Origin of the sequence: Ureibacillus sp. FSL W7-1570 (assembly GCF_038593265.1) — a bacterium.
In the GTDB taxonomy this organism is placed as follows: Bacteria; Bacillota; Bacilli; order Bacillales_A; family Planococcaceae; genus Ureibacillus; species Ureibacillus suwonensis.
The window spans coordinates 2,717,161-2,740,752 of the sequence record NZ_CP151979.1 but is presented as its reverse complement, the minus strand read 5'-3'; the positions used below and the strand labels follow the sequence as shown (position 1 = coordinate 2,740,752).

Here is a 23,592-nt window from a genome sequence, read left to right as displayed (position 1 = left end):
CGATTATTTCCATTCCTATTTTTTTCTTGCATTTACGCTTATACCAACATGCCTTTTCTCTTATTGTGACCCTATTATCCCGTTTTGTGAAGTGATTGAGTTGCAATAAAAAAAGAGACGCCTTCGCATCTCTTTTAATGATTTACAAGCAATCGAATTCGGTTTTCCACTGTCGTGCATAATTGGGGGCCAAATGGCGTTCTTAGCACAAACCCTGATTTTTCATGCTTTAAAAAGTCGTTTAATAAAAACGCACCGACCGAAGCCAATTCAACCTGTACGTCGATTCTTCGCCCTAACGTTTCCAAAAACTTCCCTGCTTCCGCCAGCAATTCCCGATCGATTGCATCCATATAAATGCATACGTCAATATCGCTTCTTTCTGTCGTCACCGAAATACCCGTTGCGAGCTCAAATCCGACGCTTCCAGTCGGCCCCCATCGCAAGTTGAATTGCTCAAAAGCCTCTTTTATCTTTTTCAAAGGGGGAAGGTGGATTTCATTGGCATATCCTTCAATTCGATCCACTAAATCCACAGGCGTCATCACTTCTACAATATGGCTTTGATGAATAAACGTTCCGAAGCGCTGTTCCCTTGTACTGCCGCGCAAACCGATGGGAACCATACCGTTCATAATCGGCATTCTTCTGACTACCCCATAGTTTTTGGCTGCCGGTGCATCATACACCCAATCCGGAATCGGCGTTGTTTTTTCGAGATGATCAATGCTTTCCCATTTCACAATATCATGTACCTTCAATTCCATTGCGCCTCAATCATCTCTCTTACCTTAATCGAAGCCGCTCTGCCGCCGTTTCGCGCAATTTCAGATGTTAACCGACAAGATAAATCCCGGGCATTGTGCTTTTGAATGTCGTGATATGCATCGATAATGGCATCCATTACCACCTTTTTGTCTTCCTCGTTTGGATTTTTCGCATTAACGCCATCCAACAATTGATAAAGAGCTCCCAGTTGATTGAAGGACTGGATATCATAAGCCATCGCCGGAACTTCCTTCGCTGCTTCATCCAGTTCTTCGATGGAACGCATCGTGATGATTGCCGCCGACTTTTTCGACATCACATGGACGTTGACGCCATCATCATTTAAAGCGATTAATCGGTTCCCTTGCATGCCGTGGGACAAGAACGCCCCGGAAATCGCATTTCCAACAATCGCCGTCACAATTGGATGCCCTGCAAGTCTCGCTGTTGCATAAGCATCGATTGCCGCGGAACAAGCCAAATAAAGGCCGAGCAATTCTTCATGATAACCAAAGGCTTGGCTTGGTACATCGACAATCGGAATAATTAGCCGTTTTTCGGCTGCATCGCAGTCCTCATCAATCGCCTGCTGCACATATTTTGCGATGGTCCATCCTTCCAATAAACCAACTTCCCCTTTCCGGGCACGGTAATAAATGCTTTCCGGATTTGGTACAACCGCAATGACGCGTGCTTTGATGCCATTTATCGCTGTATCTGCTACTAATACCGACGGAACTTCACTTATGGACGGCTTCCCATCCGTTAATAAGTCGAACCACTTTCTCCCTGTGCTTTGTACAACTTCTGTTGGAACCGGCAATTCTGTATTTTGCCTTTCAGTTCCTGCCGCTAACAATTCCCTTGCAACTTCTGGCAATATTCTTTCTTCCAATGTACAAGATTTATATAACGATAAATAATAATCAATTTGTTTTGTTCTATTTTTGAGTTCAATTTCTCCGTTCCAAACGCTCAAAATCGCTTCTTTAAAGTTCTGTACATCATCTTCCACCAAAATATCAATCAATCCAGCTTCTTTGCGTGCTGCTCCACCAATCATTTTCCATATCAATGGGTTATTTTTGGAATCCAGTTCCCGAATGCCCGCTTCTTGCTGGATGACTTCCGGTCCGTTCATTCCCAATCGGCCTTCCCGCGTCATAATCAATGCACTGCATAGTCCCGCTGTTAACGACATGCCGCCAAACGATCCGATTTTTCCTGGAATGATGCCGACAACAGGCACATACTCTCGCAATTCCACGATGGCCGCACTGATTTCCGCAATGGAGAGCAAGCCGTAATTCGCTTCTTGCAAACGCACTCCACCTGTATCGTAAATGATAATAGGGTATATCCTATTGCCCTTCTTGCATTCTTTTAAGACTTTTTCCAATGTGCCTGCGAACTTGGCTCCCGACACTTCCCCAATTCCGCCGCCCTGGAATTTTCCTTCAATGGAGATCACGACGGCATCATTGCCATTCAGTTTTCCTTTTACAATAATCATGCCATCATCAAATTGAGGGACGATGTTTTGTTTTTCCAAATGCGGAGACCCAAACCGATCAAAAGGGCCTAAAATTTCATAAGCGCTTCCTTGGTCCAGCAGCTGGAATGCCCTTTCCCGCGCAAAACTTTCTACTAAACTATTCGTCATAACCTTTACCATTTCCACTCACCTCCACTGCTTGTGCCAAACGAAGGGAAACGATTCCCGGCGTTGCCCCGAAATCGTTAATCGTAATGCGGGCTGAAACATCATTTAGGCTGACAAAACGCTCGATGACTTTTTTCCACGTATCTTGGAAGCCCGTAATCCCCGTACGAATTTCAAATACTGCTTGATTATCATCAGTCGGTTCCACAAGCACTTCCAAATCACCTGATCCGACAACGCCAACATGGGCTCGATTTGTAATTTTCTTTGTTGCTGGAAACGAATATGTGAACTTCTCCACTCTACCTCTCCCCTTTTTTAGCTGGTTGTGACAACTGCCATTTGATGTGCATATTGCGTTTGACAAATTTTATAGATATAAATGGTGGCGGCCAGTAAATCAGCGCTCCCTCCCGGCGATAAATGCCGCTTCACAAATTGCTCATTCATGTCTTCCAGTTCTTCTAAATTCCCATTTTTCAGAACCTTCTTTGCGTACCGTTTGGCAAATGTTAATCCTTCCATGCCGCCGCGGTGCAATAGGCACGTATCATCTAAATTTGCCATGAGCGCCAGTAACGCGCGAAACTTTGCAATCTCATAATTATAACGTTGTACCGATGACTTGAATTCCGGCAAACTGTAATGGCGAATGTGGGGAAAACCCAATTGTGCCTCCGCCTTCGCACCCAAAACTCCATATTTTTGAATCACCTTCATGCCATTTGTCCGTTGAAAGGGAATAAAACGATCTTCGTAATGCGCAATTTCACCCGCAGTAAAACAAAGGGTCTCTTCATCGCACGCTCCAAAATGGATGGCTGCCGCGGCTGTTATTAATCCAAGGGACCAAATGGCTCCTTTATGGGTGTTGACGCCCTTTGTCACTTGAAACATCCTCATTTCGCCTTGCCGGCCAATCTCACCGATTCTTTCCCGCAAATATTGAGAAGGCTTTTCACCATACGACTCAAAAGCCATTTGATAAAAGGTTTCTCGTAAACTTTGCGCTGATTCAATCATCAGTTGATACGTCAAATCATCATGTGAACCTTGGTCATTTCGGTCCACAAGCCCGGGTTTAGGAGTTAGCGAGACTTCCTCAATGAGTGAGGCTACTGCCAATTCAGCTAATGTGGATGATAATTGGTATACGTCAATCACTTGTCTCTCCCTCTCCTTACCAACTGCGGAATCTGGCTGGTGGGTTGTACAATCCTCCTGACCATTGCACGAGTTCATCAATATTTTTAGCGGCAAGCAATGAACGTTTGGCATCAGAACGGCGAATTCCTAAGTCTTCAGGCATTGCAATAAGCCCTTTCTCTCGCAATTTTTCAGTTGATTTCGGATTATGCTCCATACCAATCGGTGTTACCCCTGCAATCGCCGCAATCATTTCTCGTCTTTCAGCCATACTATCTGATTTGTAAAGGTAAGCAATTCCTTCCTCCGTCACAATATGTGTTACGTCTTCTCCATAAATCATCACTGGCGCCACTCGTAGCTTTGCCTGATCTTTAACATGAATAGCATCAAGAGATTCAACAAATACTGGCTTGTTTGCTTCTTGAAATGTTTCAGCCACTTGCACGACTAACTTTTTGCCTCTTGCCAGCGGATCATCAGAAGTTTTGAGATTATACCAAGCATCTGTTGCGTGTCTTCGTCCACCAGGGTTATGCCCCATATTCGGTGCTCCACCATAGCCGGCCACTCGCCCTCTCGTTACAGTGGATGAATTTCCTAAAGCATCCATTTGCAAAGTGGAGCCAATAAATAAATCCACTGCATATTGGCCAGCTAGTTGGGCTAAAGTTCGGTTTGAGCGAAGACTGCCATCTTTTCCTGTGAAGAAAATGTCTCTTCTTGCTTCAATATACTTTTCCATCCCTAACTCGCCGCCGAAACAATAGACGCTCTCTACCCATCCAGACTCAATTGCTGGAATCAGTGTTGGGTGGGGATTCAAAACCCAGTTTGTACAGATTTTTCCTTTTAACCCTAATGATTCACCGTACGTTGGCAACAGCAATTCCACAGCGGCTGTATTAAAGCCGATACCATGGTTTAACGATTTAACCCCATGCTTTTCGTAAATGCCGCGAATAATCATCATTGCTTGTAAAATTTGAATATCTGTAATGTGTCTCGGGTCTCTCGTAAATAACGGTTCCAGCTCATATGGCTCATCTGCCACAACCACAAAATCCACCCATGAACTTGGAATATCAACACGAGGCAGCTCATCGACAATTTCGTTTACTTGCACAATGACAATGCCGTCTCGGAACGCAGTAGCCTCTACCAATGTCGGCGTTTCTTCTGTATTTGGGCCGGTATAAAGATTTCCGTATGGATCCGCCTTATCTGCCGCAACGAGGGCCACTTGCGGAATTAAGTCTACAAACAATCGCCCATACAGCTCGATATACGTATGCAAGTCGCCTAATTCTATTTTTCCGTCTTCTATCATTTGAGCGATGCGGAGACTTTGTGGACCCGCATAAGAAAAATCTATTTTTCTGGCAATTCCATATTCAAATATATCTAAATGTTCCGGTCTTGAAATGCTTGAAATAATCATGTGCAAATCGTGAACTTTTTTCGGATCCACTTGCACTAAAGATTTAGATAAAAACGAAGCTTGCTTTTGGTTATTCCCTTCCAGTACCACCCGATCGCCAGGTTTGATTAAGCGCTCCAAAACTTCTACTATGCGCTCGGTCGGAATAATCACTCCGTCAACAAGACCTTGGACACTTTCGATCGTTTTCTTTTTCGCTTCGACTCTTGTAGTCCAAGATTTCCTTTCCATTTCCACACTTGAAATCACCATTTATGAACACCCCTTTATTGATTTGACATGACATATAAACAATCATCTATTCCATTCATTGAGACAGACAGCGTTTGAACGGGAGGAAATGCTTGTTGGGCCAACTTCGATAAAACATTCCCCGGCGGCATTTCGATCAAACATTTTGCTCCCATCTCATATAGCAAGTTGACGGCATCATACCATCGAACCGGATAACAAATACTTTTTGCTAAGTCTTCTTTTACCGCATCAGCCGTCGTTAGTAATCTTGAATTGATGTTGCTTGAAATCGGAATTTTCGGATTTTTCAGGTCGCAATGATCCAATTCCTTCATTAGCTCTTCACTTACCTGTTGAAACAACGGACAATGAGAAGGAGTCGATACATTTAGCAGATGAGCTGATGTAGCGCCATTGGCTTTCACATATTCGATGACTCGTTCTAAACCTTTGATGGAGCCTGACAGGGTTATTTGAGTTGGCGCATTTCGGTTAGAGACATATACCGGTTCTTTTTCATCGAATAACTCGTTAACGATTTCGGATAGTTTATATTCATCTAATCCTAATACGACAGCCATTCCGTACCCCAAATCATAGGCTTTTTCCATGAGTTCTCCTCGTTTGGTGACTAACTTTAATGCCGTTTCAAATGAAATAACGCCGGAAGCTACAGCTGCTCCAAATGCACCTACGGAATGGCCCGCAACAAAATGAGGGATTAGCCCATTTTTTTCAAACACTTTCAAGGCACTGACAGAAGCAATTAATAAACATTGTTGCACCGCCTTGGTTGAAGAGAGAGCTTCTTTCGTATGCAATGAATCAATGGAAATATTTAATATTTCTTCGCTTTCTTCTAAAATTTCTTTTACGGCTGGATCTTCAGGTAAATCATAGAGCATTCCTTCATATTGAGAACCTTGCCCTGGAAAGAGAAAAGCACTTTTCAATATAAGCCTCCTCTCTAGAATAAAATTTTACTAACATTTGTAATCACATCTTCCGTATGTTTGCGAAGCAGTGAAATAAATTCTTCTACTCTATTTTCTTTTAAAAACTCATACATTTTTCGATGCTCTGTTTTCGAGTTTTCTACCGCTTCCGTTAATGAAAAGTGAATGCTTTGAATTCGAATAAGAGGAAGGCTGATTTTACTATACACTTCTTCTAATACGGAACTTTCGCTAAATTTGATGAGCGTATAGTGATATGCGTAGTTAAGATATACGTATTGCAGTCGGTTGCAACAGTCATCCATTTCATCCAAAATAAGCTTCAATTCTTTTAATAAATCTTGTTTTTTATGTGGATCTCGAATTTTTTTCGCTGATAATAGCTCGATATTATTTCGAATATCTAATAAATCTTGAATTTCGGATAGTGTATAACCTTTGACAAAAGCACCTTTTCTTGGAATTCTTTCTATTAATCCTTCTGTAGTGAGCAAATAAATCGCTTCTCTAACTGGAGAGCGGCTGATGTTGAACAATTCGGCATAAGTGCTTTCAACAATTTTATCCCCCGGTTTTAATTCCCCTTTTAATATTTGCTCGATGATTTTTTCCGCAACCATTCTTGATAAAGCGTTATCTGATGGATAATTAATAAAAAATTCCATGTTCATCACTTCTCTATCCTATATTCTGTATTTTTTAAATATACAGTCGACTGTGTACATAAATCATAATACAGGAAATGCACATTTTCAATCGAAAATTCGTTTTTTTTCTGTTTAGTTCAAATTTATTATTGATTTATTTCTTTTCATGAAATATGATACTTACAAATATACAGTCGACTGAATATTCTATTAATTCACGAAAAGGGGTGTTAAATGTTGGTTATTTATGGTGTTGCCATTTTGGCTGGGTGTTTTTTGGTTGGTTCAATTGTCGGTGAATTCATTGGGGCATTGATGGGAGTCGATTCAAATGTTGGTGGCGTAGGAATTGCCATGCTGCTTTTAATCATTATTGTCGATAAGTTGATCAAAACCGGGAAAATTTCTAAACCTTCATTAGAAGGCTTAAGTTTTTGGAATCAGATGTATATTCCGGTTGTCATTGCGATGGCAGCCAGCCAAAACGTATTGGGCGCTTTAACAGGCGGTCCATTAGCCATTATTGCGGGGATCGGCGTTGTTGTAATTAGTTGGGCATGCGTTCCCCTGCTCAGCGGAAAAAAACATTCTGAATCAACTTTTCATGAAGCCATCGTGAGGGGGGAAACGGATGCTTGATTTAATCAAAAATGTATTTGCAAATAATGGATTGATTACCGCATTTGTTGTAGTCGGATTAACAATGTGGTTTGCTTATTTCATATCCGATAAATTCACAAAAGGCAGGATTCATGGCTCCGCTATTGCCATTGTGATTGGTTTGGTATTGGCCTACTTTGGCGGAGTAGCCACTGGCGGCTCGAAAGGAATTGCAGATGTAAGCGTTTTAGCAGGAATGGGCTTTTTAGGAGGCAGTATGTTAAGAGATTTCGCCATCGTTGCCACTTCCTTTGGTGCAAACTTTGATGAAATTAAAAAAGCCGGTTTTAGGGGCGTCATCTCCCTGTTTATCGGCGTCGTGTTGTCCTTTATTGTAGGGGTGATCTTCGCATTTGTGTTCGGCTACCGGGATGCGGTGAGCATTACAACCATCGGCGCCGGAACCGTTACGTATATTGTGGGTCCGGTGACAGGCGCCGCATTAAATGCGGGTTCAGAAGTGATTGCCATCAGTATTGCAGCCGGCTTAGTAAAATCCGTATTAGTGATGATCGGCACTCCATTTGTCGCCAGATTCATCGGTTTAAATAATCCAACGTCTGCCATGGTTTATGGCGGATTAATGGGGACAACTTCCGGCGTAACGGGCGGTTTGGCAGCAACTGATCCTAAGTTGGTTCCTTATGGCGCTGTTACAGCCACATTCTATACGGGTTTAGGCTGTCTATTGTGTCCTACTCTCCTATTTTTAATTACAGATACTTTCTTGTAATCGATTGGAAACCATAGCACCTCCTCTGTAATGCATCACTCTTACAGGGAGGTGCCAATCAATGATATACGTTGTTTGAATTCGGGTTTATCGCTTTTGAAAACAGAAAAGAGCCACTAAATATAATTTTCTCAATTTTGGAATGTACCTGTTCGAATGCCGTTGGTGTTGGAAAAGGTGCATTCTTTTTGACGTCCCAAAAACAGAAATCAAACAATACACTAAACTTACTATAAACTCCCGAGTCGCTCAATAAACATACGATGACTTCCCACCATATTCTCCGGCAGACGGTCCCTATGGAAAAAACGGACTTCGAGGGTTTCAGCGTGCTGAAATTGAAGGGTTCCTCCGAATTCCTCGGTGTAAAACACGGCGGTTACACTGTAAAATTCATCTCCGTTTGGGGCTTTTGTATAAAATTCTTTTCCTGAAAAGACGTGCAGGAGTTGCAAATTTCGGATCTCGAGGCCAATTTCTTCCCGCACTTCCCGCTCAGCCACTTCTTCAAAGCTTTCCCCAAGCTCCATCAATCCTCCTGGCAGCCCCCATCTTCCTTCAGGGCGTTTTTGCAAAAGCACTTCTCCCTTTCCATTGCCGATGATCACCACTGAACCCGGCAAAATCAATGGTTTTGTCCCTACATATTGTCTCAAAAACTTATAATACTCCATGGCTGAATCTCCTTGTTGCCTTATAATGAACCGGCACATTATCTACCTCATATTTTGACCCTTTTTCTTCTTCCTGATGGCTGAAATCTATTTTTCTTGCCCTGCGGCTTCCTCCGCTTCCACTGCCTTTTCCCCTCTTAATCCCAAAACAATTAATAGGATACCCAGGATTAATTGAAGAACGCCCAATATATACGGCACCAAGTTTCTCGTCCAATATACATTATAGAAAAAATTCTCAATCGTATATCCTGCTGAATGAATGGTGATGGCCGCATGGACAAGCCCAAACAATATCGATCCCGACAAAATGAAAATCGCTCCAAGAAGTATTTTCAATAATTGCAAATCATTCACCTACTTATATTAAGAGAAATCTATCTTCTCAAATATACGGCAGGTTTGATAAATTTTCCATCCTCTTTTCTATCTACAAAGCCATTGTAAAATTCTTTTTTCTTTTTACTTCCAAGGAACTATTCCATTAACCGCCAACTTTTTATACCAAACTGTGATCCATCATATTTTTTCACAAAAAAGTCCCCCTTCCATCAACGGAAGAGGGCTTTTTCTTTCCCTCAAAGTTCCTGCAATTTCTTTTTATTCTTGTTGATTTTCATCATCGGAATGGATAAAAGCACCGCCACAAACAAATTGAAGAAGGCAACCACTCCATGCATAACCCCTGTGTCCGATTGCCCCAACAACGTGAAATTCGTCCCTGCACCGGCAATGTTGGCCAAAAAAAGAACAAGAAACGTATTTAAGATGCGATTAAGATAGGTTATTTTGGAGCTTGCATCCGTATACAGTTCAAACGTTCCTTCACTTGCCGGCTTTTTCACATAGATCCAGCCAAAGAATTCATGCACAATCGTCGCGCCGCTGTCCTGAAGGAACTCAAAATATTCCGCTTTCTCTTTCTTCGATAAGTTCCCCAAAAACTCATTACGGTAAATAAATGTGCCAGGCTCGCCCTTTGTAAATACAAAACGTCCGGTTGTAAATTTCTCAAGGTGCCATCCTTCTTTTGCCATTTCATTGATCCATTTTTCTTCTTTTTCATAGTCCAGAAAAAAACGATATTTCACCTTTCTCATTCCGATTGCCCTCCTTTGGTTATGAATAATCCGTTATGATACAGCTCCGCCAGCCGCCGGATTTCCGCTTCCACTACTTGCTTTCCTTCTTCCGTAATGACGTACTCCTTTTTCCGTCCTTCCTCTTCCAATGGCTGGATCCATTTCCGTTTCACAAGGGATTTGATGGCTCCATAGACGGTGCCCGGTCCAAGTTCCACCCTTCCTTTGCTCAGTTCGGAAACATATTGCATGATTCCGTATCCATGCCGTGGTTCATAAAGGGCCAAAAGTATATAATAGACTCCTTCTGTCAGAGGCGTTTTTTCATCCATTTTCGCACCACCTATCGTCATCCGATATATCGTCTGTTGATATAAATATATCAGGTGCCGATATATTTTTCAATCACTTTTTTCCTCCAAACAAAAAACCCTTTAACCTGCTTTGGCAAACGGTTGAATGCCTGATTATTGAAGCCAATAAAAAAACCACTTTTGCACTTCTGTCACCTCATATTGGAAAGCCTCCCCTTAACGAAAGCCCATCTAAAAGGTTTCAAAGTGAAAGTGGTTATAAATACTTTTCTTAGAAATTGGATTACTAATACAAAATGCCTATCTGACAAAAACGGATTGAACCGTGCTCTCAAAATCTTTCTTTTCCATCCATCTTAAAAATTCCTTCGCCAATGTCGGATCAAATTGGGTTCCGGTATTTCTTTCGATTTCTTCGTATGCTTCCTTCCATGTGAACGGTTTACGGTATGGCCTTAATCCGGTCATGGCTTCAAATGTATCCGCCAAGCCCAATAACCGGGAAAGAAAAGGAATTTCTTCCTTTGCCAAACCATACGGATATCCCTTTCCATCCCAACGTTCATGATGGAATAAGGCCAGTTGGGATATCTCATCGGATAATCCATTATTCTCCAAAATCTCAAATCCATACAAAGGATGTTTTTTGATCTGTTCATATTCTTCATCTGTCAATTTTCCATTTTTATTTAAAATATCACCATCGATTTTTATTTTGCCGATATCATGCAGCAAAGCGCCAACTTCCAACTTTTTTCTCTCATTTTTTGACAAACCCAGTTCCTTTGCAAAAAACACTGCGATTTTTGTCACTCTATTCGAATGATGAAATATCAGCGGATCCTTTTCACCCAGTTCTCTCATCAATTTGCAAAACACACAATATAGTTCCTGTTTCATACTCTAAAATTTTAATCATGAACAACATTAATAAATGGGGTTTGCATAGTCAACTTTATTGTTTTGAAAAAAACCGATGATTTTCCAATATTGAACCTTTTGTGTCAGACTGGTTGTTTATAAAAACCCGGCCACCGAACTTTGACATGCCCATCGGATATTATGACAATGCTATTCTGATATGGGTCAAATGATGTTCCTCATGCCAATATAATTTCGCAAATTCAGCTCCCACGGCCGTTTTTCCGTTGATTGGATGGTTATAAGTACGGTTGATTTGTTCCTCCGTCAGGCTTTTTCCCAATGAAACAATCCGCTCATTCAATCCTTCGATGATTTTTATGGAACTTTCCACCGAAAGATCCGTATCCGGCAAGACTGCCCAAATATTTTCATCGAATACCGCCACATCGGGATTGTCATCCGTCAGTGCCAGCTTCAAACGTATGTACATGTGCACTTGGGCATCCGCAATATGGTGGACTAGCTGGCGGACAGTCCAAGAACCTTCGCGATACGTTTTATTCAATTCTTCCTCATTCAATACGCCCACCGTTTCTCTCAAGCGAATCGGAAATGTTTCAATGTCCTTTAACCATTTCTGTACCTGTTCCAGAGTCACTTTTTCAGGAACTTTCAATTCCCCAATCGGGTATCGTACATCCACCATATCATCCACTCCCTATTTATGATTGTGTCTGACTCCCTGCCGCTTATATTTTTTTGTATTCAGGATGCCCATGTTGCTTGCATCCAAACAAATAGCACCCGCCGGTAAAATAAGCGGCAAACAGGAATTTCGGAATATACCCCGAAACCAACTTCTCTTTCAATTGTCCATAATAATCGATTTCTTCCCTGCAGGTTTCTATCAACTCTTTCCGATCATTCTCCGTCCAGTATTCATCCGTTTCCTCTTGCAACACTTCTTCTATTCTTTTGTTTGTTGTTGCAATTGCCTCTTTGATCACTTCATCCAGCCGGGATAAACGGTTCATCTTATACAAAGCATAAGCGAATCTGCTGATCCAATAAGGACTGCTCAAGCTATCATTGCATCCTTTTTCAAACCAATAAATCGCTCCATTGTAATTATTTATCTCAATATATAAATCGGCAATTTCAATTTCTCCTATAGAACTCTCCGATTTTTTGTTCCGGAAAAAACAATCCAATGCTTCTTTTGCATCTTGGAATTTTCCCAAATCGATCAAACATTTTATATAGCAATATATTGAAAGGTCGGCATCTTCTTCTGAAATATCCGGATGTTCTGATGCCTGCAAATAATATTTCGCAGCAGGTTCTATTTCACCCAGTTGATAATAAACCGCCGCCAAATTGATTCGCGCTTCACTGGAAGGTTGAATCGATATGGACTTCTCCAATGCCTCTTTTGCTTCTTTCCAATTTTCCCGTTTAATATGGATTTCCCCCAAAATGTTATAAGGGAAACGAGACGCGGGATTCAATGCAACCGCTTCTTGAATCAGTTCAAAGGCTTGATCAACGTCCTCTTCTTCATAAAGATACATCCATGCAAGATTATTCAATGCTTGCACATCTCTATATTGATTTAATGCCTCATGGAACAGGTCCATCGCTTTCCCGTATGCATTTCGTTCATAATATTCAATCGCTTTTTGATTCAGATTCAATTAAGTACCCCCAAATATCCCCTCTCTATTCTCCTTATAAAATATAAGAAAGGGTTACGTTGTACAATATGCGTAACCCTTTCTCAACTTACATTATTTTACTTCTGCTTCTTCAAATAACATTGTACCTTTTTCTTTGTAATGTTGATGGAAGGAGAAGGCTTTTTCTAAGATATGAGGTGTTTGACCACCCACTTTTTCTTTCGCTTCTTCAAAGTACGCACGTAATTGAGGTCTGTATGATGGATGAGCAATTTCAATGATTTTTTCTGCTCTCTTCACTGGAGGAAGTCCACGAAGATCCGCATAACCTTGTTCAGTGATGATTACGTCCACATCATGTTCTGTATGGTCAACATGAGAAACGAATGGAACAATTGCTGAAATTGCTCCGCCTTTTGCTAAAGAAGGCGTTACGAAAATAGTAATTCTTGCATTACGCGCAAAATCACCAGAACCGCCGATACCGTTCATAATATGTGTGCCACTTACATGAGTAGAGTTTACGTTACCGTAAATATCCACTTCCAACGCAGTGTTGAAGGAAATAACCCCTAAACGGCGGATCACTTCTGGATTGTTGGAAATCTCTTGTGGTCTGAACATGATTTTATCTTTATATTTTTCCAAGTCTTCCGCTAATGAATCAACACGTTTTTTGGAAAGTGAGAACGCAGTACCGGAAGCGAATTTCACGATACCCGCATCAATCAAGTCAAAGATACCGTCTTGCAACACTTCAGAGTGCACAATTACATCTCTGAATTGCGCATCTTTCATGTTTTTAAGAACCGCATTGGCAACAGAACCTACACCTGATTGCAGTGGAGCCAATGAAATTGGCAATCTTCCTTCTTCCACTTCTTTGTTCAAGAAGTCGATCAAGTGGTCTGCAATCGCTTGTGTTTCTTCATTTGGTTCGAATAGAGGTGAAGGAATATCCGGCTCTTCAGAAATGATAACACCTTTTACTTTTTCCGGATTTACACGAATTCCAATTTCACCGATTCTGTCGGAAGCATTGTAAAGTGGAATGTCTTTACGTTCACCTTGTTCCTTTTGGATAAAAATGTCATGTAAACCTTCATACGCTCTAGGAGCAGCGATATTCACTTCGATGATAACGTTTTCAGCTTTTTCGACAAAAATCGGAGAGTTACCTACAGAACCTGTCGGAATGATAAGTCCATCCTCTGTGATTGCTGCCGCTTCAATAATCGCGTAATCGATTTTTCCTAAAGTGCCTTTGCGCACTTCTTCCGCTGTATGAGATAAATGTTGGTCGATATAATACATTTCGCCGGAATTGATTTTCTTACGCATTACAGGGTTTGCCTGATATGGAACGCGCAAGTTTACGATATCCGCTTCCGCCATTGCCTGGTCAGCAGCTGGACCCAAAGACGCGCCTGTATACACATTCACTTTGAATTTTTCTGTTTTACCGCGCTCTGAAAGTGCTTTTGGGAACACTTTTGGCTCACCAAAAAGAGTGAATCCGCTCATACCAAGGTTCATGCCATCTTTGATCCAAGACGCCGCTTCCTCGGCAGAAACGATTTTGTCTAAAAATGCTTTGTTTCTAATAAATTGGCTTAAGTCTTTTTCCATCAACTAGTCACCTCGTATATATAGTAATTTTAAGAATTCACTTTACCATTTACGAACATAAAATACACAAAATTTTCCATTTCAAGTTTTTGAACATTTTATGAACAAGCCCTTTAATTTCAATTGTAAAGATGTATTATACGTTCGTCTAATAAAAGATTTTTATGAATATAATAGAAAAAAACTATCGTTATACAGAAATAACTGATTTTTATAGTTTAACCATATTGAAAAATTTTATGAAATTGCATATAATACTCTATGAACGGGGCATTAGCACAGTTGGGAGTGCGCTACGCTGGCAGTGTAGAGGTCACCGGTTCGAGCCCGGTATGCTCCATAAAAAAGAACCGCAAAATCGATTGCGGTTCTTTTTATTTTGCACAGTATAATATTTTTCTACAAAATCTATTATTTATTCTGTAATAAACGCAATTTTTCGTTCAACTTGCGGTACACCACTTGCAAATCCCTTTCCGTGCTCGCTTCCACCGCTTCATCCAATGCAAACCACTTCACATCGCTGTTTTCATCCGGCTTGATGTGCAATGTTTCCAGTTCATCGGCTTCCAATAAATAAGTGGCATTCAAATGCACATGCGTTGCCACATGTTTTCCCCGTTTTTCATGGGCTGCGACGCCTAAAATTTCTATTGAGAATATGTCATTCAATACGGGGTTCACCTGCTTCAGTCCCGTTTCTTCCTTCGCTTCTCTGATGGCCACTCTCAATAAGTCGGCATCTCCGTCCGCATGCCCCCCAACCCAAGACCATGATTGATAAATGTTGTGATAGATCATCAACACTTTTGTACGGTCTCTGTTCACGATCCATGCAGAAGCGGTAAAATGGGCGAATTCATTCTCCCTCGTCAGTAAATTATCAAACGTATCCATATAGCGGAGAATGAGTTCTTTGTCCTTCTCTTCCTGTGCATTATAGGGAATGTAGTTTTCGATTTGTTGGCGTAAATCCATGTTGATTGCTCCTCTAGTATATTCTTTATTTTATCATGCAGAAAAAGTACAAATATTCTTTTGAACTATCAATAACGTTTCGACAGTACAACGAAAGATGAAAAAACCGTTATCATGATCAACGTCGCCAATACGCACACAGTCTGATAACCGTTTAAAAGGAGTACATTAAATTCAAACAGCAGCATCAATACTAATATATATCCCATAATAAAAAAATAACTTACAAACATTCCTTTTTCCCGAATCCGTTTGGAACGTTCATCATTGGCCTTGAATTGGGGATATAAATAGGCGTTGCAAAGTGTGACGATACTGAGCCCAAACAACATAATTTCATGCCCGGCTGGAAACTTGCCAAACGTAAGCGAAACTATGCTTATCAAAACACTGGATAAAAGAAGCAGAAATCCAACAATCCAAAATACAATTTGGCTTGTTTTATCCCCCTTCATATGTTTCACCACCTTCATCTACTTTTTAAAATCTTTTTCTTCCAATATGAAAATATCTTCAACCTTTGAATCGAACAATTTGGCGATCATCAAAGCCAACGGAAGAGAAGGATTATATCTTCCCTTTTCAATGGAAATGATGGTTTGTCTCGATACCCCCAACAGTTCAGCCAACTTGTCCTGCGAATATCCGAATTCTTGTCTGAACTTTGCTAGATGATTTTTCAAGTTTTTTCCTCCCTTAATATAAAGGATAATGTAAAATAAGCTTTACGTCAAGCACCCTTTACAATAAAAAATTCCAAAAAAATTTGGACGCCTTATAGACGTCCAATTCCCATTATTCGTGGTCTTTTTGAAAGATGGCATATTGGCCTTTCCCTTTTTTCTTTGCGGCATACAAAGCCATATCCGCCTTTTTATACAGCATTTGCTTTGTATCCCCATCATCCGGATAAAAGGAGATGCCGATACTGGCGGAAACCCCTGTTTTATTCACATCCTTATATTGTTCAATGAAATCATTGATTTCTTTAATGATGTTCCTCGCCACTTCTTCCGCTTCTTCATCTGTCGTGGAGTTCAGGATAACGACAAACTCATCGCCTCCGTAGCGATAAACCGCACCGTTCTTTGGAATGACCGAACGGATAATATTGGCCACTTGTTTCAGAAGCGTATCACCTGCCTGATGGCCCAAATCATCATTCACCACTTTAAAATAATCCAAATCGATCATGAAAAATGCCGTTTTCTTTCCTTTTTTCGCCTTTACCGCTGACTTTAATTCATCAAAGGCGGAGCGGTTTGCCAGTCCTGTCAATCGGTCATGGTAGGCCAAATACATCGGTCTTGCAATGACAAAGGAAATTACAAAAACAAAGCTGAAGATAATGAACAGTTGAACGATAAACATTTTTCTGTATTGGACCAGATTGGCGCTCCAAAGTCGATCATCATAGATGATTTCTATGACTTTTTTCTGGGCGAAATCTTCATCAAAAATCGAATCGTAATATATGTACCGGAAAGTGGCCGTTTTGCCCCGCCAATCCCCTTTTAGTTCATTCGTTTCTTTTGAAGTCAACGTCGCTTCGAAGGATTCACGCTCTTTTTTCGTCAAACTTCTTTCGTTGAGCGACTTACCCAAAGCCAGTCCGCCAATATTTAAAATGTTGACATCGTAAATATAGGGATATAATTTTTTTAATTCATCAATGGTGTAAAAAAAATTGAAAGCATTGTAAACGGCGTTTTCATTTAAATTGTAGCTCAATTCAATAATATATTTTTTATCGGGCGTAGCCATATAACTATATTTTTTTACATTCCCCGTTTTTTGTTCGATATCCATCGCATCATGATAAAATTGTCCCGACTCTCTCCGTTTATCCAATAAAGACGCAAGTTTTTGGCAACAATCATTAAAATCGAGTCCGATATCATCCGGAAAACTGCCATGAGTGATCACATTTTCTTCGTTGATGATATAAATGTGCATCCCCAATTGTTTATATAATTCCTGAAAATCCCATTCATCAAAATCCGGATTTTCATTATACATCCGGATAATCTTGCCCGTATTTTCTTCCATTGCAACAGCGGTGTTTTTATCCAACAGTTGAATCGCTTTTTCATAAGTTTCGATAGAATCTTTCATTGTTTTTTCAATCCTGGTAAATTCCAATTCATTTTCCTCTATTGTTTGATCCCTTAGGTGTATATAGTTTATGACCGCTATCAACGACGAACTAAGTATGGATAAAACAACGATAATCACAATTATTTTGAATCTTAAATTAATCATCGATCTCACCACGTGCCCACTCAAATTCTATCGACCTTGCCACCTCGATAGTAAAATCATGCTTTTATTAACAACTATCATTCATTATATATAACTATCAGCTCAATTCAAATGTCTAATTAGTAAAAATTTTTTAAAACTTTATTACTATGACTAAAAATTTACAAAGACTTTGTTACTACCAATAATGGTTTTTATCATTTTTATGTTTTTTATAGTAAAAACAGTGAATAAAATGGAAGGCCTCCGAATGGATGCCCCCCAAAAACTTGTCTATTTCCCTATTTATAAAAATATACCGCCAATTCCCAGTCCAATCATTACCACATAAACAGGATGAACGTTGAATTTTTCAAGGGCAATATATGCTCCCGCGATGAGTAGGAATGTGGCAATCAATCCGATCATGTCATAGGAAGTTTTCGCAAAATCAAAAGTCATTTCCGCAAGCAATACCGCAATCGCCGGCAGCACGAAGCTGGACAGCCTTTTCACCCTTTGGGATTGGCGATAGCGGTATAAAATGTTGAGCAAAATCAGCATTGCCATTAGTGAAGGGCCAACCGTCGCAAACAAGGCCACAATCGCTCCCAGAATACCTCCAACTTCATAGCCGATGTATCCGGCCATTTTCGTTGCAATCGGCCCGGGCAAAGCATTTCCCAATGCCAGCACTTCACTGAATTCCGTTGTTGTCATCCAACCATACTTATCCACCACTTCATGCTCAATTAAGGGAATGGAAGCCGGGCCTCCGCCAAAGCCCAATATGCCATGCCGGAACGGAAGAAGGCAATAAAGATTTCTTTCTGCCTTGCCATGATTGATCCCCTTTCAAGTCAGAAAACTTTCCATTTTATTGTGGTTAGGGTTCAAATGATATACTCAACTTGCCCATCGTTTTAATAAAAAATCCATTTTCAGTTTCTTATTTCCCGCTAATATCCCAAAGCCACCCCATCTCCACGGGGATCCGCACCGCCAAATTTGACGCCTTTTTCATCGATGTAAATAGCTCCGGCATGGCCCATCAGTTCCGTCAACTCTTCCATCGTTTCCACTTCATGGCCGAACGCTTCCAATTCTTTACGCACTTTTTCCGGAATCCTGCTTTCCATTTTTAGCGTATTGGAAGTTGCTCCCCATGTTCGTCCATATAGAAATCTTGGAGCTTCGATGGCTTCTTGCACATTCATGCCGTAATCGATGATACGCGTTGCAAGCAGCGATTGGGTTTGGGGCTGCCCTTCACCGCCCATTGTTCCGTAAAGCAGCACCGGCTTTCCATCCCTCATGAGCATTGCGGAATTGAGCGTATGGAAGGAGCGTTTACCTGGTTGCAAAGAATTTACGTGCTTTTCATCCAGAGAAAAGAAGCAGCCCCGATTTTGGAATAACACCCCTGTTCCTTTTGGAATAAAGGCGGAACCGAACTCATGGTAAATACTCTGGATGCAGGAAACCGCATTGCCTTCTTTATCCACTGCCGCAAACCATACGGTATCGCCTTTCGGATCCAAGGCGGACAATGTCGAAACATGCCTGCTTTTCATTATTTTCTCGGCAAACGCAGCACCCCGATCCGGACTCAGCAATTCCCTCAACGGAATGTCGTGGAAAGCCGGATCTGTCAAGTAAGCGTCCCTGTCCCGGAAAGCGTATTTTATGGCCTCCACCAGTAGATGGTAGTACTCTGCTGTACCTTCCCCAATCTCTTTTAAATTCACATGATTTAATATATTTAAGATGGATAAGGACGCCATTCCCTGCGTATTCGGCGGCAGATTATAGGCCATATATCCTCGATATGGCAAGGAAATCGGTTCGACCAATTCACTCGTATGATTTTTGAAATCTTCCCTCGTCAATATGCCGCCGTGCTTCTGCAAATCTTCCGCCATCCGATCCGTCAATTCACTATCGTAAAAATAGTCCGCCCCATTCTCTGCAATGAGCCCCAGCGTAATCGCCAAATCTTCCTGGATGAAGACGTCTCCCACTTCATATGGCTTGCCATCCTTTAGGAAGATGCGGGCAAACTCTTCAAATCGGCCCAATGCCCGGAAATTTTGGTCCTCTTCATCCAAATTGACTTTCGTCCAATGGTGCTGGCTTGGCGTTACCGGGAATCCTTCCTTGGCATAGTGGATCGCTTGTTGCAGCAACTTGCGCCATGATAGTGTGCTTCCCATTGCCTTTTGTCCGTACTTATAAGCCGTGTCCCACCCTCGGACCGCTCCTGGCACCGTGTTTGCCGCAAGCGGTCCACGGGCGGGAATGGAATCATATCCTTTGGAACGGTAAAATCCGATGTTTGCTTTTTTGCCGGACCTGCCACTGCCGTTAACGGCTTTCACTTCTTTCGCTTTGGCATTATAAATAAGCCAAAAATTGTCTCCCCCAATGCCATTCATGTGCGGGTAAACCACCGCAATTGTCGAAGCCATCGCTATTGCCGCTTCCATTGCGTTTCCCCCCTCCTTTAAAATGGAGAGGCCCGCCTGTGATGCCAAATAATGTGGCGAAGTTACCATGCCATTCAACGACATCGTTGCCGCTCTATATTGAACCATCCACTCATTTCCCCCTTCCTCAAATCTACGTAATTTTCATTTTATTCTGTAAATTTGAATTGTAAAGACACAAATAGATTTTTTATCATTTTATGGAGAAATTTAAGTATTTTTGATAAAGTTGCCAGCGTTTTTCCGCAAATCCGACAATGCCAGAAACGGCTTTCCGCTTTCTTCTTTAATCATCGAGAAAATCTGCTTGGTTTATTCTTGAACCTTCGACAATCAAAAAGACATTTCTCGGGAAATAATTCAAAAATTCCTCTTTTTTCACAGGAAATGGATTTCTTTTTCTGCCATTTGCAACGATTTCTGTATTCTTTACTCAAAAATAAGAGACCAGCCGAACAAAATTCGACTGGTCCCTTTCATCTATTTCCTTCATTCATAACCACACGCAATTACATATTTTAATAGATTTATTGAAACTTTCAAAGGAATTAGCAAAAATCATGAAGAATTTTTTATTTGCAAGCCGGATGTGCCAAAGTTTATGATATTCCAAATCTACTCGTCACTATGTTTTTGCCATCCTCATGGTCTTATGAATCGGATTTTATCTTTATCGGAAGAAAATCAAACAAAAATAAGTTCATCAAAAAAGGAAAAGGATTTCGGAATTCCCGTCTCCTTTTCCTTTTTTCATCCGTACTGTTTTCAAGCAACCCAATCAATATTTATTCGACACTTTCAACAATGGCGGAACCACCAATGCTGCGGCAAAGGCAGCCAGTGTCGCCTCGGCGATGCCGTTTGTGAAAAATACCATTAAAACGGCCGCAATAATTCCGCTTATCCCATCCGCATTGACCGCTTTTGCATACGCATCATGAAAGATCAAAGCGATCGAACCCATGATTAGAAAAGTGTGCAAAACGGTGGTCAGCAAACCTGTCAGAAATAAAGACCATTTCTCCTTCGACAATACCTTTTGAAGCGTTTTATTAAGATAATATGGGACAACCCCAACGATCACCCTTGGCACGATGGCAATAAACAACGCCCATATGCTGCCATGGCTTGTCCCCAAAACCGGAACGGCCGGAGAAAAGGCGAAGGATAAAAGCGTCGGAGCCATCGTATTGGTGACGACACTCGAAATTCCAAAGGCAAGCCCCAGAAATGCCCCGATTCTCGGACCTAATATAATCGAGGCGATAATGATTGGAACATGGATGATTGTTGCTTTGATCACTCCTAGATGGATAAATCCAATAGGTGTTAGAGCAAATAATAGGATGATTGCCAAAAACACAGTGGTCAATGTAAACTCTCTTATTTTCATTGTGAAACCCCTTAGTGTAAGTTATTGTTGGAAATAGACGTGTTCTATAAGATTTTCCCATACATGCCCGAAACTGTCATTCATCAAATATTCCTCAAAATGAAAGGCCGCTTGGAAGGAGTGTCCCTCTCCAGCAGGCCGCTTTATTCATAACTGACCAGGCCAACAGCTATTTGCTTGGAAAGGCGAAATTGGCTTGGGAGTCCTCGCCCACATCCAGCCATTTTTCGGAAATCGTTTTTCTTTTGGTGAAGAAGTTCGCCTGTTCCGGTCCAAACATAACGCCCGTGCCGAAATTCGAACGCTTCCAGCCGGCGAAGTTATGATAGCCCACCGGAATCGGAATCGGCACGTTGACACCCACCATTCCCACTTCAATTTCATTCTGGAATTTGCGGGCTGCTGCGCCATTATTCGTAAAGATGGTAACACCATTTCCAAGCTCATGGGAGTTGATGATATCAATCGCTTCCTGCAAAGAGTCGGCTCTCACAACAATCCGCACAGGGCCGAATACTTCATCCTTGAAAATTTCCATCTCCGGCGTCACTTCATCCAGCAATGTTGGACCCAGATAAAAACCGTTTGAAGATTTTGCGATTTCCGGATTTCGTCCATCCGTTACGGGTTTTGCCCCTTCTTTCAAAGCCCGCTCAATATATCCGAGAATCGTTTCCTTGGACTCTTTTGAAATCACCGGGCCAAAATCCACTTCATCATCTGTATATGGGCCAACTTTCAATTTCCCAATTTTCTCCTTTAAAATGGCCACAAATCGATCGGCCGTTTCTTTGCCGACCGGAATCGCCCCCGAAAGCGCCATACAACGCTGGGAAGCCGCTCCATAAGCTGCTCCGATGAAGGCGTTCGCCGCTTTTTCCAAATCCGTATCCGGCATGACAATCATGAAATTTTTCCCGCCGCCAAGGGCTGCCACCCGTTTGCTGAATTTTGTTCCTGTTTGATAAATATACTCTGCCACCCGGGTGGAACCTACAAAATGGACGGCTTTTACCGTTTCATTTTCAAGCAATTCATCGACCGCCTCTTTATCGCCATGAATCACCGTCCATACACCATCCGGCAATCCCGCTTTCTTCCAAAGGTTCGAAAGATAGAGGGCAGAAATCGGCACTTTTTCAGATGGTTTTAAAATCACTGCATTCCCAACAGCCACCGCCATGCTTGTTTGCGCTAACGGCACCATCACAGGAAAGTTGAACGGTGAAATGGCGGCCACGACCCCAAGCGGGTCTTTCCGGGAAAACATATTGATATCGCCGCCGACATTCACCGAATATTCCCCTTTGACCATATGTGGCGCGTTAATGGCAAGATCCACCGATTCCAAACCACGCTGAATTTCTCCGCGGGCGTCTTCCTTTGTCTTCCCGCTTTCTTCACAGATGATTTCAATTAACTCTTCTTCATTTTCTTTGACCAATTGGCGGAATTTCTGTACAATCTCTCCCCGTTTTCCCCCTGACAACGCCTTCCATTGCGGAAATGCCTTTTTCGCCATTTCAATGGCTTGTCTCACTTCTTCACGGGTCGCCAGCGGCACCTGAGCAATCACTTCTCCTGTGCACGGATTATACACATTGGAAAAACGGCCACTGGTGCCGGATACCAACGTGCCGTTGATGAAATGTTGCAACTCGCGAACTTTTTGTTCCACTGCCATTCCATACACCCCTTAAAAAATTTTTTATTACAATAGCACTTTTATCCATTTTTGTCCATATATGACTGACCTAATGAATAAAAGGTATCAAACAACAATAAATCCAAATACCCTTTCAAGACTATTGATGCCGAATGGACATACCCTCTCTTTTTTCAAAGCTTAAGATTATCCAAATATAATAAAAATGTTCACATGCAAATGCTTCAATCATAAGCATATTCGAATCAATCCATGTTTCAAAGCTGCCACACTTTTGCATATTTCTTTCAAAAGTGATCACTCAACCATACAACAATTGCAAAGGCAAAAACTTATCATCT

At 41.5% G+C, this 23,592-nt stretch carries 25 protein-coding genes and 1 tRNA gene; 3 read left to right on the top strand and 23 right to left on the bottom strand.

Going from position 1 to position 23,592, the window contains the following annotated elements; translation table 11 throughout:
• Window positions 1-134: 134 nt before the first annotated feature.
• Genes NST13_RS13645 through NST13_RS13615 form a run of 7 tightly spaced genes read right to left on the bottom strand, consistent with a single transcriptional unit; the run spans window position 135 to window position 6,873 of the window.
• Entirely contained in the window at window positions 135-767 is a 633-nt protein-coding gene (locus NST13_RS13645; protein ID WP_342580820.1) for a malonate decarboxylase holo-ACP synthase, read from the bottom strand.
• On the bottom strand, window positions 758-2,443 hold the full coding sequence (gene mdcD / locus NST13_RS13640; RefSeq protein ID WP_342580819.1) for a biotin-independent malonate decarboxylase subunit beta: 1,686 nt from the start codon (window positions 2,441-2,443) through the stop codon (window positions 758-760). The genes NST13_RS13645 and mdcD overlap by 10 nt, the downstream gene beginning before the upstream one ends.
• On the bottom strand, window positions 2,421-2,732 hold the full coding sequence (locus tag NST13_RS13635; RefSeq protein WP_016838819.1) for a malonate decarboxylase subunit delta: 312 nt from the start codon (window positions 2,730-2,732) through the stop codon (window positions 2,421-2,423). Before NST13_RS13635 ends, mdcD begins: the two co-directional genes overlap by 23 nt.
• A 17-nt stretch (window positions 2,733-2,749) precedes the next feature.
• A complete protein-coding gene (locus NST13_RS13630; RefSeq protein ID WP_342470510.1) occupies window positions 2,750-3,595 on the bottom strand; it encodes a triphosphoribosyl-dephospho-CoA synthase in 846 nt (281 codons plus the stop codon).
• Between the two features lie 16 nt (window positions 3,596-3,611).
• Entirely contained in the window at window positions 3,612-5,270 is a 1,659-nt protein-coding gene (mdcA, locus tag NST13_RS13625) for a malonate decarboxylase subunit alpha (RefSeq protein WP_342580818.1), read from the bottom strand.
• Window positions 5,271-5,284: 14 nt separating this feature from the next.
• Window positions 5,285-6,205, bottom strand: a complete 921-nt coding sequence (gene mdcH, locus NST13_RS13620) for a malonate decarboxylase subunit epsilon (RefSeq protein WP_342580817.1) — start codon at window positions 6,203-6,205, stop codon at window positions 5,285-5,287.
• A gap of 14 nt (window positions 6,206-6,219) precedes the next feature.
• Entirely contained in the window at window positions 6,220-6,873 is a 654-nt protein-coding gene (locus NST13_RS13615) for a GntR family transcriptional regulator (RefSeq protein ID WP_096550207.1), read from the bottom strand.
• Between the two features lie 219 nt (window positions 6,874-7,092).
• Here NST13_RS13615 and madL point away from each other — a divergent pair, with 219 nt between their 5' ends.
• Complete coding sequence (madL, locus tag NST13_RS13610) at window positions 7,093-7,494, top strand: malonate transporter subunit MadL (protein WP_342581865.1); 402 nt, start codon at window positions 7,093-7,095, stop codon at window positions 7,492-7,494.
• Window positions 7,487-8,248, top strand: coding sequence for a malonate transporter subunit MadM (gene madM, locus NST13_RS13605; protein ID WP_342580816.1), 762 nt, complete (start codon window positions 7,487-7,489; stop codon window positions 8,246-8,248). The genes madL and madM overlap by 8 nt, the downstream gene beginning before the upstream one ends.
• A 230-nt stretch (window positions 8,249-8,478) precedes the next feature.
• Here madM and NST13_RS13600 read toward each other — a convergent pair whose 3' ends face one another.
• The 8 genes from NST13_RS13600 to NST13_RS13565 form a co-directional block, all read right to left on the bottom strand.
• Window positions 8,479-8,922, bottom strand: a complete 444-nt coding sequence (locus NST13_RS13600; protein ID WP_342470514.1) for an NUDIX domain-containing protein — start codon at window positions 8,920-8,922, stop codon at window positions 8,479-8,481.
• Window positions 8,923-9,009: 87 nt separating this feature from the next.
• Complete coding sequence (locus tag NST13_RS13595; protein WP_342470515.1) at window positions 9,010-9,270, bottom strand: hypothetical protein; 261 nt, start codon at window positions 9,268-9,270, stop codon at window positions 9,010-9,012.
• Window positions 9,271-9,500: 230 nt separating this feature from the next.
• A complete protein-coding gene (locus tag NST13_RS13590; RefSeq protein WP_342470516.1) occupies window positions 9,501-10,022 on the bottom strand; it encodes a DUF2812 domain-containing protein in 522 nt (173 codons plus the stop codon).
• Window positions 10,019-10,336 (bottom strand): PadR family transcriptional regulator, encoded by a 318-nt coding sequence (locus NST13_RS13585; protein ID WP_342470517.1) that lies wholly within the window; start codon window positions 10,334-10,336, stop codon window positions 10,019-10,021. Before NST13_RS13585 ends, NST13_RS13590 begins: the two co-directional genes overlap by 4 nt.
• Before the next feature lie 282 nt (window positions 10,337-10,618).
• A complete protein-coding gene (locus NST13_RS13580) occupies window positions 10,619-11,218 on the bottom strand; it encodes an HD-GYP domain-containing protein (RefSeq protein ID WP_342580815.1) in 600 nt (199 codons plus the stop codon).
• A gap of 160 nt (window positions 11,219-11,378) precedes the next feature.
• Entirely contained in the window at window positions 11,379-11,885 is a 507-nt protein-coding gene (locus NST13_RS13575; protein ID WP_342471189.1) for a YfiT family bacillithiol transferase, read from the bottom strand.
• A gap of 46 nt (window positions 11,886-11,931) precedes the next feature.
• Window positions 11,932-12,876: a tetratricopeptide repeat protein gene (locus NST13_RS13570; RefSeq protein WP_342580814.1), complete on the bottom strand. Its 945-nt coding sequence runs from the start codon at window positions 12,874-12,876 to the stop codon at window positions 11,932-11,934.
• A gap of 93 nt (window positions 12,877-12,969) precedes the next feature.
• The gene (locus NST13_RS13565; protein WP_342580813.1) at window positions 12,970-14,487 is read right to left on the bottom strand and encodes a succinate CoA transferase; all 1,518 of its coding nucleotides are present in this window, start codon (window positions 14,485-14,487) and stop codon (window positions 12,970-12,972) included.
• Window positions 14,488-14,754: 267 nt separating this feature from the next.
• Between NST13_RS13565 and NST13_RS13560 the strand changes: the two genes are divergently transcribed.
• Window positions 14,755-14,827 (top strand) — tRNA-Ala (locus tag NST13_RS13560).
• A gap of 71 nt (window positions 14,828-14,898) precedes the next feature.
• On the opposite strand, the gene NST13_RS13555 is transcribed toward NST13_RS13560, so the two are convergent.
• The 8 genes from NST13_RS13555 to NST13_RS13520 form a co-directional block, all read right to left on the bottom strand.
• On the bottom strand, window positions 14,899-15,465 hold the full coding sequence (locus NST13_RS13555) for an NUDIX hydrolase (RefSeq protein WP_342580812.1): 567 nt from the start codon (window positions 15,463-15,465) through the stop codon (window positions 14,899-14,901).
• 68 nt (window positions 15,466-15,533) lie between these two features.
• Window positions 15,534-15,920, bottom strand: a complete 387-nt coding sequence (locus NST13_RS13550; RefSeq protein ID WP_342580811.1) for a hypothetical protein — start codon at window positions 15,918-15,920, stop codon at window positions 15,534-15,536.
• Window positions 15,921-15,938: 18 nt separating this feature from the next.
• Entirely contained in the window at window positions 15,939-16,148 is a 210-nt protein-coding gene (locus NST13_RS13545) for a helix-turn-helix transcriptional regulator (RefSeq protein ID WP_342470523.1), read from the bottom strand.
• Window positions 16,149-16,260: 112 nt separating this feature from the next.
• Window positions 16,261-17,580 carry a GGDEF domain-containing protein gene (locus NST13_RS13540; protein WP_342580810.1) on the bottom strand — a complete coding sequence of 440 codons (1,320 nt, stop codon included), beginning with the start codon at window positions 17,578-17,580 and terminating at the stop codon, window positions 16,261-16,263.
• A gap of 432 nt (window positions 17,581-18,012) precedes the next feature.
• Window positions 18,013-18,498: a chromate transporter gene (locus tag NST13_RS13535; protein ID WP_342581864.1), complete on the bottom strand. Its 486-nt coding sequence runs from the start codon at window positions 18,496-18,498 to the stop codon at window positions 18,013-18,015.
• Window positions 18,499-18,665: 167 nt separating this feature from the next.
• Complete coding sequence (ggt, locus tag NST13_RS13530) at window positions 18,666-20,300, bottom strand: gamma-glutamyltransferase (protein WP_342580809.1); 1,635 nt, start codon at window positions 20,298-20,300, stop codon at window positions 18,666-18,668.
• A 670-nt stretch (window positions 20,301-20,970) separates the two neighbouring features.
• Window positions 20,971-21,585 carry an ECF transporter S component gene (locus tag NST13_RS13525; protein WP_342580808.1) on the bottom strand — a complete coding sequence of 205 codons (615 nt, stop codon included), beginning with the start codon at window positions 21,583-21,585 and terminating at the stop codon, window positions 20,971-20,973.
• Window positions 21,586-21,754: 169 nt separating this feature from the next.
• Window positions 21,755-23,269, bottom strand: a complete 1,515-nt coding sequence (locus NST13_RS13520; protein ID WP_342580807.1) for a CoA-acylating methylmalonate-semialdehyde dehydrogenase — start codon at window positions 23,267-23,269, stop codon at window positions 21,755-21,757.
• Window positions 23,270-23,592 lie beyond the last annotated feature (323 nt).

Bases quoted from the DNA above. Each gene is read 5' to 3' on its own strand.
- NST13_RS13525 (WP_342580808.1), bottom strand. From the start codon at position 21,585: ATGAAAATAAGAGAGTTTACATTGACCACTGTGTTTTTGGCAATCATC.
- NST13_RS13540 (WP_342580810.1), bottom strand. From the start codon at position 17,580: ATGAAAGATTCTATCGAAACTTATGAAAAAGCGATTCAACTGTTGGAT.
- ggt (WP_342580809.1), bottom strand. From the start codon at position 20,300: ATGGTTCAATATAGAGCGGCAACGATGTCGTTGAATGGCATGGTAACT.
- NST13_RS13520 (WP_342580807.1), bottom strand. From the start codon at position 23,269: ATGGCAGTGGAACAAAAAGTTCGCGAGTTGCAACATTTCATCAACGGC.
- madM (WP_342580816.1), top strand. From the start codon at position 7,487: ATGCTTGATTTAATCAAAAATGTATTTGCAAATAATGGATTGATTACC.
- mdcD (WP_342580819.1), bottom strand. From the start codon at position 2,443: ATGGTAAAGGTTATGACGAATAGTTTAGTAGAAAGTTTTGCGCGGGAA.
- mdcA (WP_342580818.1), bottom strand. From the start codon at position 5,270: ATGGTGATTTCAAGTGTGGAAATGGAAAGGAAATCTTGGACTACAAGA.
- NST13_RS13565 (WP_342580813.1), bottom strand. From the start codon at position 14,487: ATGGAAAAAGACTTAAGCCAATTTATTAGAAACAAAGCATTTTTAGAC.
- NST13_RS13585 (WP_342470517.1), bottom strand. From the start codon at position 10,336: ATGGATGAAAAAACGCCTCTGACAGAAGGAGTCTATTATATACTTTTG.
- NST13_RS13600 (WP_342470514.1), bottom strand. From the start codon at position 8,922: ATGGAGTATTATAAGTTTTTGAGACAATATGTAGGGACAAAACCATTG.
- NST13_RS13590 (WP_342470516.1), bottom strand. From the start codon at position 10,022: ATGAGAAAGGTGAAATATCGTTTTTTTCTGGACTATGAAAAAGAAGAA.
- NST13_RS13580 (WP_342580815.1), bottom strand. From the start codon at position 11,218: ATGAAACAGGAACTATATTGTGTGTTTTGCAAATTGATGAGAGAACTG.
- NST13_RS13555 (WP_342580812.1), bottom strand. From the start codon at position 15,465: ATGGATTTACGCCAACAAATCGAAAACTACATTCCCTATAATGCACAG.
- NST13_RS13550 (WP_342580811.1), bottom strand. From the start codon at position 15,920: ATGAAGGGGGATAAAACAAGCCAAATTGTATTTTGGATTGTTGGATTT.
- NST13_RS13645 (WP_342580820.1), bottom strand. From the start codon at position 767: ATGGAATTGAAGGTACATGATATTGTGAAATGGGAAAGCATTGATCAT.
- NST13_RS13615 (WP_096550207.1), bottom strand. From the start codon at position 6,873: ATGGAATTTTTTATTAATTATCCATCAGATAACGCTTTATCAAGAATG.